At 60.2% G+C, this 18,195-nt stretch carries 17 protein-coding genes; 13 read left to right on the top strand and 4 right to left on the bottom strand.

Annotated elements, in window-relative coordinates; genetic code table 11:
• The first annotated feature begins 34 nt into the window (after positions 1–34).
• The 10 genes from glmU to QP970_RS06505 all read left to right on the top strand — a co-directional run bounded on the left by glmU (position 35) and on the right by QP970_RS06505 (position 10,291).
• Positions 35–1,480, top strand: a complete 1,446-nt coding sequence (gene glmU, locus QP970_RS06550) for a bifunctional UDP-N-acetylglucosamine diphosphorylase/glucosamine-1-phosphate N-acetyltransferase GlmU (protein ID WP_284771799.1) — start codon at positions 35–37, stop codon at positions 1,478–1,480.
• Positions 1,481–1,496: 16 nt separating this feature from the next.
• Entirely contained in the window at positions 1,497–2,471 is a 975-nt protein-coding gene (locus QP970_RS06545) for a ribose-phosphate diphosphokinase (RefSeq protein WP_005279993.1), read from the top strand.
• Between the two features lie 469 nt (positions 2,472–2,940).
• Positions 2,941–3,600, top strand: a complete 660-nt coding sequence (locus QP970_RS06540) for a 50S ribosomal protein L25/general stress protein Ctc (RefSeq protein ID WP_239269139.1) — start codon at positions 2,941–2,943, stop codon at positions 3,598–3,600.
• Positions 3,601–3,787: 187 nt separating this feature from the next.
• Positions 3,788–4,321 carry an aminoacyl-tRNA hydrolase gene (pth, locus tag QP970_RS06535; RefSeq protein WP_239269140.1) on the top strand — a complete coding sequence of 178 codons (534 nt, stop codon included), beginning with the start codon at positions 3,788–3,790 and terminating at the stop codon, positions 4,319–4,321.
• Between the two features lie 5 nt (positions 4,322–4,326).
• Positions 4,327–5,166: a fumarylacetoacetate hydrolase family protein gene (locus QP970_RS06530; protein WP_284869791.1), complete on the top strand. Its 840-nt coding sequence runs from the start codon at positions 4,327–4,329 to the stop codon at positions 5,164–5,166.
• 100 nt (positions 5,167–5,266) lie between these two features.
• Positions 5,267–6,142 (top strand): polyphosphate kinase 2, encoded by an 876-nt coding sequence (gene ppk2 / locus QP970_RS06525; RefSeq protein WP_239269142.1) that lies wholly within the window; start codon positions 5,267–5,269, stop codon positions 6,140–6,142.
• A 30-nt stretch (positions 6,143–6,172) separates the two neighbouring features.
• Entirely contained in the window at positions 6,173–7,351 is a 1,179-nt protein-coding gene (locus tag QP970_RS06520; protein WP_239269143.1) for a sensor histidine kinase, read from the top strand.
• The gene (locus QP970_RS06515; RefSeq protein ID WP_239269144.1) at positions 7,344–8,003 is read left to right on the top strand and encodes a response regulator transcription factor; all 660 of its coding nucleotides are present in this window, start codon (positions 7,344–7,346) and stop codon (positions 8,001–8,003) included. Before QP970_RS06520 ends, QP970_RS06515 begins: the two co-directional genes overlap by 8 nt.
• An 85-nt stretch (positions 8,004–8,088) precedes the next feature.
• Complete coding sequence (locus QP970_RS06510) at positions 8,089–8,802, top strand: ATP-binding cassette domain-containing protein (RefSeq protein WP_239269145.1); 714 nt, start codon at positions 8,089–8,091, stop codon at positions 8,800–8,802.
• Positions 8,803–8,893: 91 nt separating this feature from the next.
• A complete protein-coding gene (locus QP970_RS06505; protein ID WP_284869790.1) occupies positions 8,894–10,291 on the top strand; it encodes an ABC-2 family transporter permease in 1,398 nt (465 codons plus the stop codon).
• 46 nt (positions 10,292–10,337) lie between these two features.
• Here QP970_RS06505 and QP970_RS06500 read toward each other — a convergent pair whose 3' ends face one another.
• Both QP970_RS06500 and QP970_RS06495 read right to left on the bottom strand, forming a co-directional pair.
• The gene (locus tag QP970_RS06500) at positions 10,338–11,792 is read right to left on the bottom strand and encodes a glyceraldehyde-3-phosphate dehydrogenase (protein WP_239269147.1); all 1,455 of its coding nucleotides are present in this window, start codon (positions 11,790–11,792) and stop codon (positions 10,338–10,340) included.
• 63 nt (positions 11,793–11,855) lie between these two features.
• Complete coding sequence (locus QP970_RS06495) at positions 11,856–12,851, bottom strand: nitronate monooxygenase (protein ID WP_239269148.1); 996 nt, start codon at positions 12,849–12,851, stop codon at positions 11,856–11,858.
• A 35-nt stretch (positions 12,852–12,886) separates the two neighbouring features.
• Between QP970_RS06495 and pth (QP970_RS06490) the strand changes: the two genes are divergently transcribed.
• Complete coding sequence (pth, locus tag QP970_RS06490; RefSeq protein ID WP_239269149.1) at positions 12,887–13,534, top strand: aminoacyl-tRNA hydrolase; 648 nt, start codon at positions 12,887–12,889, stop codon at positions 13,532–13,534.
• Here the strand turns inward: pth (QP970_RS06490) and QP970_RS06485 are convergent.
• Both QP970_RS06485 and QP970_RS06480 read right to left on the bottom strand, forming a co-directional pair.
• Positions 13,531–14,223: a potassium channel family protein gene (locus tag QP970_RS06485; RefSeq protein WP_239269150.1), complete on the bottom strand. Its 693-nt coding sequence runs from the start codon at positions 14,221–14,223 to the stop codon at positions 13,531–13,533. The two genes, pth (QP970_RS06490) and QP970_RS06485, sit on opposite strands and share 4 nt — an antisense overlap.
• The gene (locus QP970_RS06480; RefSeq protein WP_239269151.1) at positions 14,216–15,568 is read right to left on the bottom strand and encodes a TrkH family potassium uptake protein; all 1,353 of its coding nucleotides are present in this window, start codon (positions 15,566–15,568) and stop codon (positions 14,216–14,218) included. The genes QP970_RS06485 and QP970_RS06480 overlap by 8 nt, the downstream gene beginning before the upstream one ends.
• Positions 15,569–15,685: 117 nt before the next feature.
• On the opposite strand from QP970_RS06480, the gene QP970_RS06475 reads away from it, so the two are divergent.
• On the top strand, positions 15,686–16,522 hold the full coding sequence (locus tag QP970_RS06475; RefSeq protein WP_239269152.1) for an SDR family NAD(P)-dependent oxidoreductase: 837 nt from the start codon (positions 15,686–15,688) through the stop codon (positions 16,520–16,522).
• Positions 16,523–16,546: 24 nt separating this feature from the next.
• On the top strand, positions 16,547–18,181 hold the full coding sequence (locus tag QP970_RS06470; protein WP_239269153.1) for a peptide chain release factor 3: 1,635 nt from the start codon (positions 16,547–16,549) through the stop codon (positions 18,179–18,181).
• The last annotated feature ends 14 nt before the right edge of the window (positions 18,182–18,195 follow it).

Raw genomic sequence — 18,195 nt, 5'->3', positions numbered from 1 at the left:
TAATCAAACTCAACCCCCAGGAGTTTTGTTGACCGTGGAAGCAACTATTCCAAGTGCCGTCGTCGTCCTCGCGGCGGGTGCCGGCACGCGCATGAAATCCACAAAGCAAAAGACTTTGCACGAAATTGGCGGTCGCACGCTGCTTGGACACGCGCTGCACGCCGCGGCGGGAATCAATCCGGACCATCTCGTGACCGTCGTGGGCCACCAGCGCGAGCAGGTCTCACCCGTCGTAGAAAAGATTTCGAATGAGCTAGACCGTGAGATCGTGCAGGCCGTGCAGGATGAACAGCGCGGTACCGGCCATGCCGTGTCCTGCGGGATTTCCCCGATTTCTGATTTCGAAGGCACCATCATCGTTACCAATGGTGACGTGCCGCTTTTGACCCCAGAAACCATCGAGGGGCTGCGCGATACCCACACCGCTCAAGGCAATGCGGTCACGGTGTTATCCATGCGCCTTGCAGATCCCACCGGTTATGGCCGCATCATTCGCGACACGGATGGGTCTGTGTCCGCCATCGTGGAGCACAAGGATGCCACCGAAGAACAGCGCCTGGTTGATGAGGTCAATTCCGGTGTTTTCGCTTTCGATGCGGCAGCATTGCGCGATGCCCTGACCAAGCTTGATACCAATAATGCGCAGGGCGAGCTGTACATTACCGATGTCCTCGAAATCGCCCGCACCGCCGGGCATGGCGTGGGTGCGCACGTGGCCGCGGATCCACAGGAACTAGCCGGCGTCAATGACCGCGTGCAGCTGGCCGCTGCCGGCCGCGAGCTCAACCGCCGCATGGTGGAAAAGGCCATGCGCGGTGGCGCCACCATCGTCGATCCAGAGACCACCTGGATCGGCGTTAATGTCACCATCGGCACCGATGTCACCATCCACCCCGGCACTCAGCTATGGGGTGCGACGAGCATCGCCGATAATGCCGAGATCGGCCCGGATTCCACGTTGACGAATATGCAGATTGGTACAGGCGCTTCCGTGGTCCGCACACACGGCAGCGATTCCGTCATCGGCGTCAACGCCAAGATTGGGCCTTTTACCTTTATTCGCCCGAATACCATCGTGGGCGAAGACGGCAAGCTCGGCGGCTTCGTGGAGGCGAAAAATGCCGAGCTCGGCCGCGGTACCAAGGTGCCGCACCTTACCTATATTGGTGATGCCACCGTGGGCGAGGAATCCAATATCGGTGCGTCCTCTGTCTTCGTCAATTACGACGGTGTGAACAAGCACCACACCACCATTGGCAGCCACGTGCGCACCGGCTCGGATACGATGTTTATCGCTCCAGTCAATGTCGGTGATGGCGCGTACTCCGGTGCGGGTACAGTAATTAAAGACGATGTTCCCGCGGGAGCACTCGCAGTCTCCGGTGGCAAACAGCGCAATATCGAAGGCTGGGTTGAAAAGAAGCGTCCGGGCACCCCAGCGGCAGAAGCCGCAGCCCGTGCACAGGACAACGAAAAGTAAAGGGGCATATTCTCCTATGACTGGCAAGGTAACTGGTAGTAGCAAAAACATGAAGCTCTTTTCTGGGCGCGCACACCCAGAATTGGCAGAGGCAGTGGCAAAGGAACTTAACACCGATTTGGTTCCTACCACCGCCCGGGACTTCGCCAATGGCGAGATCTTCATCCGCTTCGAAGAATCCGTGCGCGGCGCTGACTGCTTCGTCATGCAATCGCATTCCCAGCCGCTCAATAAGTGGCTGATGGAACAGCTCATCATGATCGATGCGTTGAAGCGTGGTTCCGCCAAGCGCATCACCGCGATCTTGCCGTTCTACCCATATGCGCGTCAGGATAAAAAGCACTTGGGCCGCGAGCCCATCTCCGCCCGCCTGGTCGCAGATCTCCTGCAGGCAGCCGGTGCGGACCGCATCGTCTCGGTGGACCTACACACGGACCAGATTCAGGGCTTCTTCGACGGCCCAGTGGATCACATGCACGCCCAGCCCATCTTGACGGACTACATCAAGTCCAAGTACGCCACCGATAACATCGCCGTCGTCTCCCCCGATGCCGGCCGCGTGAAGGTCGCCGAAAAGTGGGCCCACGACCTGGGCGATGCCCCGCTGGCCTTCGTGCACAAGACCCGCTCGAATACCGAGGCCAATAAGACGGTCTCCAACCGCGTTGTGGGCGAAGTTGAGGGCAAGGACTGCGTGCTTCTCGATGACATGATTGACACCGGTGGCACCATCGCCGGCGCCGTGCGCGTGCTCAAGGAAGCGGGCGCAAAGAAGGTCATCATCGCCTGTACCCACGGCGTATTCTCTGACCCCGCCCGCGAGCGCCTGTCCGAGTGCGGTGCCGAGGAAGTCATCACCACCGATACCCTGCCGCAGTCCACCGAAGGCTGGTCCAACCTCAAGGTCCTGTCCATCGCCCCACTGCTGGCTCGAACCATCCACGAGATCTTCGAAAACGGTTCTGTAACTACCCTTTTCGACCGCGCATAAGCGTTCCACCGATCGCACTACACCTCACACCCCGCCCTTCGCGCTCACCGTGAACGGCGGGGTGTCGGTGTTTTCCATCCCCGTGAGCGCCAAGGGCGTCGCAGGTATACGCAAGCACTACCGCACTACCGCCTGCCGTTCTCCCCACCCTCCCCTCGCGCTCACCGCGCAACCCGAGCTACAGTCATACGCGCCGCCGGTGAGCGCGAAGGGCGCGACGGGCGGGACGGGCGCGAAGGAAGACTAACGGGGCGGGTTTTGGTTTCATCGACCGAGAGATGCTAATCTAACTCAGTCTCGGCGAGGGCGACTCAAAAATTGGGAAGCCGTTATCGACGCGATTGAAGTTAGAGCATGTTGCTTTTATTGACGCCTGCGATGACTCGTCCAAGACGTTCATCGGCAGGCTTTCGTCGTTTTTATAACTTCGATAGCCTCGCCGCACTACACCGACAAAGGAGATTGCATCATGGCAGAGCGCCCAATCATTAAAGCAGAACCACGTACCGTCTTTGGCAAGGGCTACGCCCGCCGCCTGCGCCGCGACTGGAAAGTTCCCGGCGTAATCTACGGTAGCGACCAGGAGCCAGTACACTTCGCAGTGCCCCTGCTGGACATCCAGTCCCTCGTTCGCAACAACGGTGTCAACGCCGTTTTGGAGCTCGAGATCGAGGGTGAGCAGTACCTGACCATGGTCAAGAACGTTGACCAGAACGTGCTCACCATGGACATCGACCACGTTGACCTGCTGCTGATTAAGCGCGGCGAGAAGGTCGAGGTTGAGGTTCCGATTACCCTGACCGGCGAGTCCGCACCGGGCACCATGCACATCCAGGACGCAGACGTCCTCATGGTTGAGGCTGACGTACTGAGCATTCCGGAAGAGATCGAGCTGTCCATCGAGGGCCTCGAGGACGGCGAGGTCATCACCGCCGCCGACATCACCATGCCGGAAGGCACTACCCTGGTGGCAGACCCAGAGACCGTTATCCTCTCCATCTCCCTGCCTGAGGTTGACGAGGAGCTCGAAGAGGCCGCTGAGGCTGCTGAGGAAGGCGGAGCCGACGCTGGTGCCGACTCCGTCGACGAAGAGGGCGAGTCCTCCAAATCCGACGATTCCGAGGAGTAATTTCTCACCCCCTCAAGCACACATCGCCGTGAGCATTGCTGCTCACGGCGATGTCGTGGTTTTATAGATGGTTTTATAAATCTTGTCCGGCAAGTTCACGAATTCTGGGCTTACTACTCAAGTTCATATTCAGTGCCGCATAGGTTTGTATTTCCAATAGAATTTCAATCTATGCGACAATAATGCAGTGACTCCACTACTCGTAGTAGGCCTTGGCAATCCTGGCCCGAAATATTCCGGCACGCGGCACAACATCGGCTTCGACGTTGCGGATGAGCTCGCCGGTGAATTAATGAGCAGCTTTTCGGTGCATAAGAAGACGAATACCGAGGTCGCGGAAGGAATGCTATCCGGCCGCAAGGTCATCTGCGCTAAACCACGGTCCTTTATGAACCTGTCTGGTGGGCCGATCAAGGCACTCGCCCAGTACTTCCATCTGGCACCCGCAGATATTGTGGTGGTGCACGATGAATTAGAGCTCGACTTCGGGACCGTGAAATTGCGCCAAGGCGGTGGCGATCACGGGCACAACGGTCTGCGCTCTACTACGAAGTCGCTCGGTACTAAGGACTATCAGCGTCTTTCCATCGGCATCGGAAGGCCGCCAGGCCGGATGGATCCGTCATCGTTTGTGCTCAAGCCGTGGTCCAAGCAAGAAAAGGTGGAGATCCCCAGCCTCTGCGCTGACGCGGTAGCAGAAATAAGGAGTGCGCTAGACTAGCTGGCATGAAATTGGCTACTCTTCGCACCGCGTTCGGCACCTCCGCAATCCGCATTGAAGGCGATAATGTGGGTGTGGAGCTGGACTACGAAGACGTAGGGGCGCTGCTGCGCAGCGAAGATTGGCGCAAGGCCGCACAACTATCTGGCGAGCCGATAGTCTTTGATCAGCATGATTTAGAAGCAGTCGTCCCAACGCCAGGAAAAATCATCTGCGTAGGACTTAATTACGCCAAGCATATCCGGGAAATGGGCCGCGACTTTCCCGAGTACCCCACGCTGTTTATCAAGTTCGCCGATGCCCTGACCGGCCCCTTCGATGACGTCTATATCCCCGAATACGCTACCCAGAAGCTGGACTATGAGGGTGAGCTTGCGGTGGTCATCGGCGAGCGCACGCACCGCGTAACCCGCGCGGATGCACTAGATTACGTGGCGGGGTATGCCATCATGAATGATTACACCCTGCGCGATTTTCAGCGCCAGACCAGCCAATTCCACGCAGGCAAGTCTTTTTACCGCACCGCAGGCTTTGGACCTTGGCTCACTACCCCTGATGAATGGGCGCCAGGTGGTAACGCGCGCCTTACCACCACGGTTAATGGCGAGGTGCGCCAGCAGGACAATACTGATGACCTCATCTTTTCCATCGCTGAGCTCATCGAATTCTGCTCGCAGCTCTATCCCCTCAACCCCGGTGATGTCATCGTGACCGGTACGCCCGAAGGCGTTGGTTTTGCCCGCGACCCGCAACAATTCCTCCAGGATGGCGATACGGTAGCCATCGACGTCGAAGGGCTCGGCCATATTTCTAATACCACTCGCTACGGCGAGCCCGGCCTCTAAGCCTGCTGCATATACCCCGCACAAGCTGTGGCTGGGTTCTCACTCCAACGAGGGCACACCAGTTTTCTAGATAGTGCCACCAAGCCGTTAAGCTGGAAGAATGAGCACCAAAAGCAGCACATCCCCTAAGAAGCTGAATAAGAAGGCCTACGAAAAAGAGCTCGAGCGGTTGCAAGCAGAGCTCGTCGATATGCAACAGTGGGTTGTTGAGACCGGCGCCCGCGTGGTCATCATCATGGAAGGCCGCGACGCCGCCGGCAAGGGTTCTGCCATTAAGCGCATCACGCAGTACCTCAACCCCCGCACCTGCCGCATCGAGGCGCTTCCGGCCCCGAACTCGCGCGAACAGGGCCAGTGGTATTTCCAGCGCTACGTAGAAAAGCTGCCCACCAAGGGCGAAATCGTCATCTTTGACCGCTCCTGGTACAACCGCGCCGGCGTTGAGCGCGTCATGGGCTTTTGCACCGACCAAGAATACGTCCGCTTCTTGCACCAGGCTCCCACCTTTGAGCAGATGCTTGTGGAAGACGGCATTATCCTGCGCAAATACTGGTTCTCTGTCTCTGATGAAGAGCAGATTAAGCGCTTTGAATCCCGCCGCAATGATCCGCTGCGCCGCTGGAAGCTCTCCCCCATGGATCTCCAATCCATTACTCGCTGGGAGGATTATTCCCGCGCCAAGGATGCCATGTTCATCCACACCGATACCCCGACCGCACCGTGGTACACCGTGGAGTCCGAGGATAAAAAGCGCTCGCGCATCAACGTCATTTCGCACTTGCTCAATACCATCCCTTACGAGAAGATCGAGCGCGAGCTGCCGGAGATCCCACACCGTCCCGATTCCGATGGCAAGACCTACGAGCGCCCAGACCGCGAAGAGTTCCGCTACGTACCGGATGTAGCTGCCAAGCTAGAGGCCTCGTCTACAAAGAAGGATAAGAAGAAAGGCAAGAAGAAGGACAAAAAGAAGTAGTCCCCCGAAGGCGTACTACTATGTCCTGCTATGAGCACTGACACCGTCGCCAAAGCACGCTTGGGAGATAAAATCCTCACCGCGGCGGCAGCGCTCATGGCGCTGTTTTATCTCATCGGGGCTTGGGCGGCTCCAGGAGCTATCGAGCTCATCCAAGCAGCGCTTTCGCTTTTATTCTTGCCCTTCATCTGGGTCTGGCGTACCAAACCGGTACTCAGCGCAGCCGGCTTTATCGTCCTCCTTGGTGCGTGGGCCGCGGCGTGGATAAGCCAGCTACCAGCGAACCTCGGGGTCACTCCATGGGCAATGACCGCGCCGATGGCCGTCTACGCTACCTCCCGCTACGTGGAACGCCGCTCAATTCCCCGCGCGGTGCTTACCGCCGCGTTCTTGGGTTCCTTTATATCGCCTGCGATGTGGCGCATTGACCCCGAGTCCTTTCTCTTATCTTTCCAGCTCGATCGCCGCTACATCACTTTGCTGGTGGTACATTGGGCGGTGCTCGGCAGCGCCTATTTCATCGCCGCACGCTATTTTGATTTGGATAGGCAACGCGAGCGCTTAGCCCAAGAACGGTTCCACCAAGCGCAGGAGGAAGAGCGCTTACTCATCGCGCGGGAATTGCACGATGTCTTGGCCCACTCCCTCACCCTGATCAAGGTCCAAGCTAATGCCGGGATTATCGCCGCGCGCACTGATACCACCGCCGCAGAGGACACTTTGAAGAGCATTCGCGATGGTGCGGATTCCGCGCTGGAGGAAGTGCGCGGCATCGTCACGGCGCTACGCAGCACGGGGCCTGCGGCTTTAGAACCCGCGCACCAGCTCGAGCACGTACAGGGCATCATCGACGGTTTTCGCACCGCTGGCCTGGAGGTTGACGCGGAATTGCCTGCCTCCTACGAGGTTTCCGCGCTGACTCAGCTGGCCCTGGTGCGCATTATTTCTGAAGGGCTGACCAATGCCCTGCGCCACCAAGGCCCCGGCACGCATGTGCAGCTAAAGCTCACGCTTTCCGATGCCGCACGGGTCACCCTCACCTCCACCGCTTCTTCCCCGACTCCCAGTGAGGTATCCGGCAGCGGCGTGGGTTTGGTGGGAGTTAAGGAACGCGCCCAAGCCTTGGGCGGGCACTTAACCAGCAGTGGCGATGCCCAGAAATTTACACTGGCTGCGGAACTACCATTACACAAGGACAACCATGCCTAAGATTCGCGTCATGCTTGCAGACGATCAAGCGATGCTCGTCGCTGCCTTATCGACCATCTTGAACGCGCAGGAAGATATTGAGGTGGTGGCTACCGCAGCCTCCGGAGGCGACGCCGTCTCCTTGGCACTTCGCCACCGCATTGATGTGGCCATTTTGGATATACGCATGCCTGGCATGGATGGAATCGCCGCAGCCCAAGCCATTCTCTCCCGCACCCCTGACTGCCGGATCATCATGCTCACCACGTTCAATGAAGAGGATCTGGTATCTCAATCTATTGCCGCGGGGGCGCATGGATTCTTGCTAAAAGATGCGGATCCAGAGGTGCTGGTAGAAGCCGTACGCGACGTTGCTAAGGGAGAGTCTGTCCTCGCCTCCCAGGTAACGGGCCCTGTTTTAGAGGGCTACCGCAAGGCGCTAACGCACAGCCAGCTTAGTCCGCACGAGCGCCAAGGACTTAGCCTAGTTACTCGGCGCGAGATGGAGGTTCTCTCGCTCATCGCGCGCGGTGCCACGAATCGCGAGATTGCCGGCCACATGTCTATCGCAGATACCACGGTAAAAACGCATGTCTCTGCGCTGATGTCCAAGCTAGCTGCACGCGACCGCGTGGCTTTGGTGCTGCTGGCGCACAAAGCTGGCATTGCTTAGCCTCCTACTGTGGTAGGACTACCCCGGCGCGAAGACCGTCTCGCAGGCGGAAGATTTCGATAGTTGCGCAGCTCATACTTTTGGTATGAGCTATGAGGTTGCTTTCGAACACATCACAAAGTCTTTTGGTTCCCAGGCAGTGCTGCGGGATATCAGTTTTCAGGTCTTACCTGGCCGCGTGCACGCTGTGCTCGGGAGAAATGGCGCCGGCAAGTCCACCTTGTTTTCCATTTTCCTCGGTCTGCTACCCGCCGATTCGGGAACGGTGCGCGTGGCCGGAAAACCATGGTCGCGGGAAGTTCTCGACCATGTTGGCGCCTCGGTTAACGGGCCGGCTTTCTATGGCCACCTGTCCGCCACGGATAACCTCCGCGTGCATACCCGTCTGCTCGGATTGCCCGATACTGAAATCGACCGTGTCTTGCACATTGCTGGTCTAGCCGGGGCTGGTTCTAAGAAGGCAAAGTCTTTTTCCACTGGGATGAAAGCCCGTTTGGCCTTAGCTCAGGCCTTGCTCGGCGATCCGGAAATCTTATTGCTAGATGAGCCGCAAAATGGACTCGATCCACAGGGCATCGCGGAGCTGCGAAAGCTCCTCCAGCAGCTCGCCGCCGCTGGCCATACCGTCGTGGTCAGCTCCCATCAACTCGGTGAGGTCCTTCACCTAGCCCACGACATCACTATCCTGTCCCAAGGCACCATCCGGTATTCCGGCTCCCTGCAGGAACTGGCCCCCAGCGGTGAACTGGAAGCCGAATTCTTCCGCCTGACTTCTGCAGATGGTGAGACCGATGAGTAACCAGTATCGACGGTATCTCTCAGCAGAACTATTGCGTTGCCGCGGCAGCGCCCTGCAGTGGTTACCCTTGCTCGCCCTGCCCCTAGTGATAATGACGGTATTCTTTTCTGCGTTCGCCTCCTCCGCTGAGGACGCTACCGGGGTTCTTGGCTGGCAGTCCATGTTTATCACCGGGATGTACGCGCCGCTCATTGCGCTTTTTGCTGGCGTTCCAGAGCGCCGCGAGGTGCTCAGCCGCGGCGGCGGCACCCTATGGCGCCGGATTCATCCTCGCTACGAGCACGCCTCCCGTTTCTTCATCGTCGTGGCAAGCCTCGCAGTCTTTCACCTTCTTAATTTCGGTCTGTCCTGGGCTGCGGTTGCAGCGCAAGGGCGTGCAGACCACCAGCTGCTTCTCATCACTGGGGCTTATTCTTTCCTCGGAGCCATCGGCATCGCAGGGCTTGCGACCGCATGCGCCCGCAGGCTGGGCTTTGCCGTCACGCTTATCCTCGCGGTTATCTGGCAGGTCATTAGTGTGCTTCCTCGCGTTGTCGAAGGGCAGCTATGGTGGGCCTTCCCACCCGCGTGGCCGCTGCGGTTACTGTTGCCTGCGCTACGTATCCACCAAAATTCGGTTCCGCTCGATCCTGGCGATCCACTCCTGCTGGAAAGTCCGCTTCCTGCACTGGCGTTATGCCTCATCCTCGCTGTAGCGGGGGCTTTGACCGCGACTATGACGCCTCGGCGAGTACGTCCGCTTTCCCGACGCCGCCGCGTGGCGATATCCACGGTCAGTACCGTCGCCACTCCGGCTCAGGGATGGCAGCCTGCGGCTGTCCCTCGTGCCGCTGCCCGCTCGCGCCGTGCCGATGCGCTGCGTGGCTTTCACCGGGCCATAATGACGCCAGTGGTCATTACGTGCTTGGTATTAAGCGCCTTAGCGCTGATCTTTATTGCCCTTATCTATCCACCACGTTATGTGCAGGGATTCTACGTATTTTTGCTTCTCCCTGTGGGTGCCGGTGTACTTCCTGTACTGGTCTGGCCGGGGTTCTCGGGCGCGTGGCCGATTGTTTATACAGAATCTCGCCACTGCTCTACTGCCCTTCTCCTGTGGTTACTGGGCATCATCGCAGCGGTGTGCACTTGTGCTTCGGTCGCGATTATCTTTGCCGGTGAAACCACCCTAGCTGTGCTCGCCCAACTGCCGCTGGCCATCGGCGTCGGGTACGTCCTCGCGGCGGTGTCGCTCATCGTCATCATCCGCTTTGGTATCTGGAGTTCGCTTGCTCTCACCATCATCGGCACCATTGTCTCCGTGACGGTAGGCGGCGATGTCCTCGCGAAGACTATCCTTTGGCTCATTGCCTTCCCAGCCTGGCCGATGAATGCGGATTCTCCCGACCGCTACGCCGCTGCGGCAATGATGACTCTGCTTTTCGCCGCCATTACTTCTTGGGCCGCCAAGCGGTTGCTGCGCACACGGGCACTTCGCCCCACCGCTTAAATAACTAAGGCCCGCAGGGACTCCGCGGGCCTTAAACTATGCAAGCTTAAAGCTCAGAGGGAGATACGCGCTTGGGCAGGACCACCGGGCGGGCATTAGAAAGCCCCTCCACCACGCGGATGACCTGGTTGGAGTAACCGAACTCGTTGTCGTACCAGACGTAGAGCACCAGGTGCTTGCCGGAAGCGATGGTGGCGATGCCATCGACGATGCCGGCATTAGTATTGCCCACGAAGTCGCTAGAGACGACCTCTGGGGAGGCGATGTAGGAAATCTGCTGGCGCAGATCAGAGTGCAGGGAGACGTTACGCAAGAAGTCATTGACCTCATCGCGGTCGACCTCTTGCTCCAGCTCCAAGTTAAGCACCGCCATGGACACATCCGGGGTAGGAACGCGGATGGCGTTACCGGTCAGCTTGCCTTCGAACTCCGGCAGAGCCTTGGCCACAGCCTTGGCGGCACCGGTGGCGGCAAGCACCATGTTCAGGCCAGCGGCGCGGCCGCGGCGCTCGCCCTTGTGGTAGTTATCAATGAGGTTTTGGTCATTGGTAAACGAGTGCGCGGTTTCCACGTGGCCGTGGGCCACGCCGTAGCGGTCATTGATCACCTTGAGCACCGGGGTAATGCCGTTGGTGGTGCACGATGCGGCGGAGAGGATCTTATCGTCATCGGTAATGGCGGAATCGTTGATGCCAAAGACGATGTTTTTGATATCGCCCTTGCCCGGCGCGGTCAGCAGCACGCGGGCCACGCCCTTGGCCTCTAGGTGCTGGGACAGGCCTTCCTTATCGCGCCAAACACCGGTGTTATCCACCAGCACGGCGTTGTTGATGCCGTATTCGGTGTAATCGATCGTGGCTGGGTCGTTGGCGTAGATCATCTGGATCTTGGTGCCATTGGCCCAGATAACCTGTTCTTCCTCGTCCACGCTGATGGTGCCGTTGAAGGCGCCGTGGACGGAATCGCGGCGCAGGAGGCTGGCGCGCTTGATAATGTCCCCTTCGCCCTTATTGCGCACCACAATCGCGCGCAGGCGCACGCCGCCGTAAGCGGCCTCGCGGGCAACAAGGATGCGGGCAAGGAGGCGGCCGATGCGGCCAAAGCCGTACAGCACGACATCGGTTGGGTCGATATCCTCGCCGGCACCGACGATTTCCGTGAGTTCATCTTCGAGGTAGCGGCGCAGGTCTTCTTCGCCTGACTCTTCAAAGCCCAGGAGGAGGCGTCCGACGTCGATGGACGCGGAGCTTAGGTTCATATCCGCTAACTCGGACAGGATGGGCAGGGTTTCTGCCGTGGAGAGCTGGCGCTGGGCAATGCGGCGTCCGTAGCGGTGGGACTTGATGATGTCGATATCGGTCTGCCCCACCAGCGGGCGGCCGAAGATGGTGGCGACGACGTTGTTATTGCGGTGCAGTTGGTGGATGAGGGGAATCATCTGTTGCGCCAATTCGAGGCGCTCGTTCCAGTCATCATGTCCAATATGTGCGTTCGCAGTCACGAGGCTCCATCCATTTCTATTTCGGGGGTGGCTAGAAATCTTCGCCCCAAATTTTAGCGTGTATCAGTGTTTGTTTTGGCATAGGGAGTCCAGAATGTCTGCGACACTACCCCCGCGGATTTTGGCGGCCGGCTCACCTACGAGGCAGTAGGCTACGGCGTCATCGTGCTGCGCTCGGCGTTCCTTGAGCACGGAATTAAGCATGGGATATACCGGAGGTACATCGGGGTGGGCGCGGGTGTAGTCGGTCTCTAAACCGCGGGCATGGCGCCCCGAAAAGGCGCGGGTGGAGACGGTGGCCCCGCCGCGCTGGAGAAGCTTACGGTTGTAGTCACTGGTTCCGGCTTCTTTACTCAGCAAAAAGGCAGAGCCGCACGACGCGGCGGCCACGCCGGGCAGGCTTAAAACCTGGGTTACCTCTCCTGCCGTGCGCAACCCGCCTGCGGCAATCAGCGAGATGTTTGGTGCGACCGTGTGGACGGCTTCGTGGACGGCGGCGATGAGATCTGGCAGAGGTCGATCATCGGGAAGCGCGGTGCGGTCCCACGTGCCGCGGTGCCCGCCGGCATAAGGGCCCTGTACGCACAGCGCGTCCACTCCCAGTTTGGCGGCGGCGCGGGCCTCATCGGGTGTGGTGACGGTGGTCCAAGCCTCGGCACCCGCGGCGTGGATGCGGGCAAGCTGCGCTGCATCAAAGGTGCCGAACATGGACCACACGACGCGCGCGCCGCCCTGCAACGCCAGCTCGAGCTTGTCGCGGAAGCCGAAGGAATAATCGGGATCCGGTAGCGAGGTGCCTTCGGCCGCGGCCAGGTCCGCGGCGGCGGCCAACTGCTCAGGAGTTAACGGATCCTGCGGGCAAAACAGGTTCGCCCCAAAGGGGATGCCGGCGCAGGCATCAATCTGGCTGCGGGCAGAATCCACGCTGGCAGACCCAAGCCCCAAGGTGCCAAAGGAGCCCGCCGCATGCGCGGCGCGCACCAGATCCACGGTGGTAGGCCCGCCCGCCATGGGCGCTGGCATTACGGTTCGGCGCAAAGATTGAATAACCTTGCTCATAGGAAACCACTGTACCAAGCTAGAAAGGCGCATTCGTGGCAGCTTTGACAGATATTATTGCCCGGATTTTCGGCGGTCCCTCGCCAGCGCAGCAGGGGCTGGATCCGTCCGAGTTAGAGGCAGACTGGCTCATTGTTGGCCTGGGCAATCCCGGCGCGAAGTACGCCGCCACGCGCCATAACGTGGGCTATATGGCCGTCGATGATGTGCTTGCCCAAGGCGGCGACGTGCTCGAGCCGGTGCGCGGGATGGACCTCGAGGTGGCCCCGCTGCGCTGGGGTGATACCCGCGCGCTGGCGGTGCGCACGACGACGTTTATGAACCTCTCCGGCGATCCGATTGCCCCGCTGGCGCAGGCTTTGGGCATTGCGGCAGACCACATCATCGTCATCCACGATGAGCTCGATCTGCCGGCCAATAAGATTCGTCTGAAGCAGGGTGGCAATGAAAATGGGCACAACGGGCTGAAGTCGCTCACGCACAACCTGGGCACGCGGGACTATGTGCGCGTGCGCATTGGCATCGCGCGCCCGCCCAAGGGCTCGTCGGTTCCGGATTATGTCTTAGCGCCTGTCGATGCCGGCCCCGGCTTCGATACCGCCATCGCCACCGCCGCCGAAGCTGCCCAGCTCATCGCCACGCAAGGGCTCGTACAAGCCCAAAACCGCATTCACTCACGCTAGGACTGGGAAAATTTCTCCAGCGCCTGCGGGCTGCCGGCGGCGACGATGAAGTCAGTGGGGGCGAGCTGGGTGGCATCGGCAAGCGGGGCCCAAGCACCCTCTGCCTGGCAGACCGAGACCAACTGCACGTGGTAGGTGCGCCAAACCTCGCCCAGATCGAGCGGGCGGCCTGTGACCGAGGAGGGCGCGGCCATCTGCGTCACGCCGTAGTACGGGGCGATCTCAGCAAAGTCGCGGAAGCGCCCGCCCAAGAGGTAGGCCACGCGGCGGCCTGTGTCCCGCTCCGGGCGGATGACGTGGTGGGCGCCAATCTGGCGCAGGATGCGCTCGTGGGCCTCCGAATTCGCCTTGGCCCAAATATCCTTGACCCCCAGCTCCACCAGGTTAGACACAGTGAGGATGGAGGCCTCCAGGTGCGAGCCAATGCCCACGATGACCCGCTCCACCTCGTCGATGCCCAGCTGGCGCAACGCCGCCGGATCGGTGGTATCGGCCGAGATGGCCTCGGTTAAATGCGGCGCTCGTTCGCGCACGATTTTCTCATCGGAATCGATACCGAGAACCTCTACCCCATGGCCCATGAGCTCGCTTGCCAGGGAACAACCAAACCGCCCCAAGCCAATGACGACGACCGGGGCGATGTCGAGGGTGGCGCGGGAGCGGCCCAACGCCTTAAAAATGCTAGCCAATGAAGGGCCTTTCTTCGGGGTAGCTGTAGCGGCGGCTTAAATTCTTTGCCGCCAGCGCTGCTACCAGGGTGGTTGGGCCAACGCGGCCCAGGTACATGATGAAGCACAGCACGATTTGTGAGGGTGCGGACAAGCTGGCGGTAATCCCAGTGGATAGGCCCACTGTGGCGAAGGCGGACATGACCTCGAAGGAGACCTGATCGCCGCTAAATTGCGGATCGAAAAAGCGCAGCGCCGCCACACCGAGGGTCACCACCAGCACGCCGGCGAAGCTCAATGCTAGCGCCTGCCGGGTAACGCTGTGGGGAAGGCTGCGGTGGTAGATCGAGGTCTTTTCCTTGCCCAAGAACTCCGCGGCCATGACGGCTAGCAGCACGCACGCGGTGGTGACCTTGATGCCGCCGGCGGTACCGGCAGAGCCGCCGCCGATGAACATCAACGTATCGGTGCCCATGAGCGTTACCGGGTGAACCTCACCGTAGTCGAAGGTATTAAATCCGGCCGTGCGCGGGGAGACGCTGGCAAAGAACGCGTTGAGGATTTTCTCGCCCCACGACATCGGCGCCAGCACGCCATTCCACTCCGTCAAAGCGAAAAATATCGTGCCGACTACAAGTAGCACGCCGGTGGCCGCCAAGGTCATGCGCGCCGTGATAGAAATGCGGCGCGTCGCCTCCGACCCGCGACGCACGTGGCGCACCAATTCCGCCCAGACCGGAAAACCCAGCCCGCCGCCGATGACCGCCCCGGCCAGCGGCAAGAGGATCCAGGCATCGCCCACAAAGGGCACGAGATTATCGCTATTGGTGCTAAACCCAGCGTTATTAAAGGCCGAGATGGCGTGGAAGATGCCCTCCCATAACGCCCGCGGGAAGGAATGCCCGTAGCCCACCATAAGCCGCGCGGTGACCGCCGCGGCGATAATGCTTTCTACCACCGCGGTAAAGGCGAAGGTAAAAATCAGGGTGCGGCGGATGCCACCGGCGAGGATGGGCCGGCTTTCATAGGCGCCGGTCTTGCGGGCCTTAAAACTAATCCGGCCGGTCAAAAGCAGGCCGGATAGCGAGGCCAGCGACATAATCCCCAAACCACCCAGTTGGATCAGGGCCAAGATGACGACCTGCCCGGCCGGGCTCCAGAAGCTGCCGGTATCGACCACGACCAGGCCGGTCAGTGAGACCGCGGAGGTCGCGGTAAAAAGGGCAGATAAAAACGAGGCGCGGGAATCTCCGGCCTCGGCGAACGGCAGTAAGAGCAGAACCGTTCCTATCAAGATGAGCAGTAGAAACCCGGTGGCGGTTAGCCGCGCTGGTCCCCACTGCCGCAGAAAAAGCAGGCGCTTCACAAGCCGGAAGTATAGACCTGTCCAGCCCCAAGCGGAACTGCTAGGCGGCCCCCAGTGGACAAATATCACGAACGAATGTCGCGGACGGATATCACGTCCGCGGCTAAAATCGGGCCTATGACTTCGCCGTACTCCGCAGCTAGGACCATCGTGATTACCGGGGCATCGTCAGGCATTGGTGCCGCGGCCGCCCGGCAAATTCACCGCACCCGCCCGCAGGATAACCTCGTCATCATCGGCCGCAATCCGGACAAGACCAAGGCCGTTGCTCAGGAAGTAGGCGGGCAGTATTTCCTCGCCGATTTCGAATCGCTGGCCCAGGTCCGCCAGCTGGCCGATGATCTGCAACAACTGGAGCGCATCGATGCCTTGGGCAATAATGGCGGCGGCATTTTCGATGGCCCCACCATGACCGCCGATGGTTTCGAGCGCACGTGGCAAGTCAACGTCGTCGCGCCGTTCCTGCTGACGTCGCTGCTGCAAGAAAAGCTGCGCGATAGTAACGCCACCGTGGTCAACACGGCGTCGTTAGCTAATATGCTGATCTCGAATTTCGATCCGGCAGATCCCAATACGCTGGAGCATTTCAGCCCAGAGCGCGCATACGGCAATGCCAAGCTGGCGGATATCTTGCTCGCCAGGTTTATCGATGCCCACGGCATCAACGCGGTGTCCTTTCACCCGGGCGTTTTAGCCACCGAGTTTGGCAAGTCCTCCAAGGGGCTTACGGGCAAGGTGTACTCCGGGGTCATCGGCAAAGCCTTTGGCACCGCAGAGGCCGGCGGCGAGAACTTGGCCTACTTCCTCACCGGCACCGAGGGCATCCATTTCCAGTCCGGGGAATATTACAATAATAGGCGTTCGCTGGGCCTGCAGCGCCCGATTGCGAAGAACACCTCCGTGGCCCACCGCGTCTTTGAGGATCTGGGCCGCCGCCTCAATGTGGAGTGGTAGCGCGCAAGCACTAGACTATGGCGCATGAGTTCTGTCGCTTTTGAGGCCTCGCGCCGCCGCACGTTCGCCGTTATCGCCCACCCGGATGCCGGTAAGTCCACGCTGACGGAGGCGCTGGCGCTGCACGCGCACGTGATTAATGAGGCCGGCGCGGTCCACGGCAAGGGCAACCGCAAGTCCACCGTGTCTGACTGGATGGACATGGAGAAAAACCGCGGTATCTCCGTGGCCTCGTCCGCGCTGCAGTTTGAATACGCCCCAGAGGGACACGAGGGCGAGCCTTATATGATCAACCTGGTTGATACCCCAGGTCACGCGGACTTTTCGGAGGATACCTACCGCGTGCTTACCGCGGTAGATGCCGCAGTGATGCTTATCGATGCCGCCAAGGGCCTCGAGCCACAGACCCTCAAGCTCTTCCGCGTCTGTAAGGCGCGCGGGCTGCCCATCGTCACGGTGATCAACAAGTGGGACCGCGTGGGCCGCGAGCCGCTCGAGCTCGTTGATGAGATCGTGAACGAAATCCAGCTGCAGCCCACCCCGCTGTACTGGCCAGTGGGCATCGCGGGCGATTTCCGCGGCCTAGCCCACATCAACGACGACGGCGAGGCCGATAATTACATCCACTTCATCCGCACCGCTGGTGGTTCCACCATCGCACCGGAGGAACACTACGATCCGGCGGCTGCAGAAGAAAAGGAAGAGGATGTGTGGGAAACCACGGTGGAAGAAGCCGAGCTGCTTGCAGCCGATGGCGCCCTGCACGATCAAGAGCTCTTTGAGCAGTGCGTGACTTCCCCACTCATCTTCGCCTCGGCCATGTTGAACTTCGGCGTCCACCAAATCCTGGATACCCTGTGCGCTATCGCCCCGGCCCCGCATTCCCGCGAATCCGATCCCAAGGCCGTGGAAGCGGCCACCAGCGCCATCGATGAGGTGCGCGAGGTCGCCGATGACTTTTCCGGCGTCGTCTTCAAGGTGCAGGCGGGCATGGACCAAAAGCACCGCGATAACCTGGCGTTTATGCGCGTGGTCTCCGGCGAATTCGAGCGCGGCATGCAGGTCAACCACGCCCAATCCGGGCGCAGCTTTTCCACCAAGTATGCGCTGACGGTCTTTGGCCGCACCCGCGATACCGTGGATACCGCTTACCCGGGCGATATCGTTGGCCTCGTCAACGCGGGCGCGCTGGCGCCCGGCGACACCATCTACTCCGGCAAAAAGGTGCAGTTTAAGCCCATGCCCCAATTCGCCCCGGAGGCCTTCCGCATCCTGCGCGCGAAATCGCTGGGCAAGTACAAGGCCTTCCGCAAGGGCTTGGAGCAGCTCTCGGCCGAGGGCGTGGTGCAGATCCTGCGCAACGATGAGCGCGGCGATGCCTCCCCGGTCATGGCTGCGGTCGGCCCCATGCAGTTCGAGGTCATGCAGGCCCGCATGGAATTCGAGTACAACGTCGAAACCGTCACCGAGCCCATCCCCTACTCCGTGGCGCGGCGCACCGATGCCGAATCCGCACCGGAGCTCGGCCGCCAGCGCGGCGTGGAGATCTTCACCCGCCAGGACGGCGAGCTCATCGCCCTCTTTGGCGATAAATGGAAGCTCGCCTTCATTGAAAAGGAACACCCAGAGCTCACCATGGAGACGTTGGTCGCGGATTAATAGAGCGGCTGCCC

The organism is Corynebacterium sp. MSK073, assembly GCF_030232085.1.
Lineage (GTDB): Bacteria > Actinomycetota > Actinomycetes > Mycobacteriales > Mycobacteriaceae > Corynebacterium.
Note: the sequence above shows the minus strand (reverse complement) of the source record. Positions and strands in the feature narration are given on the sequence as shown.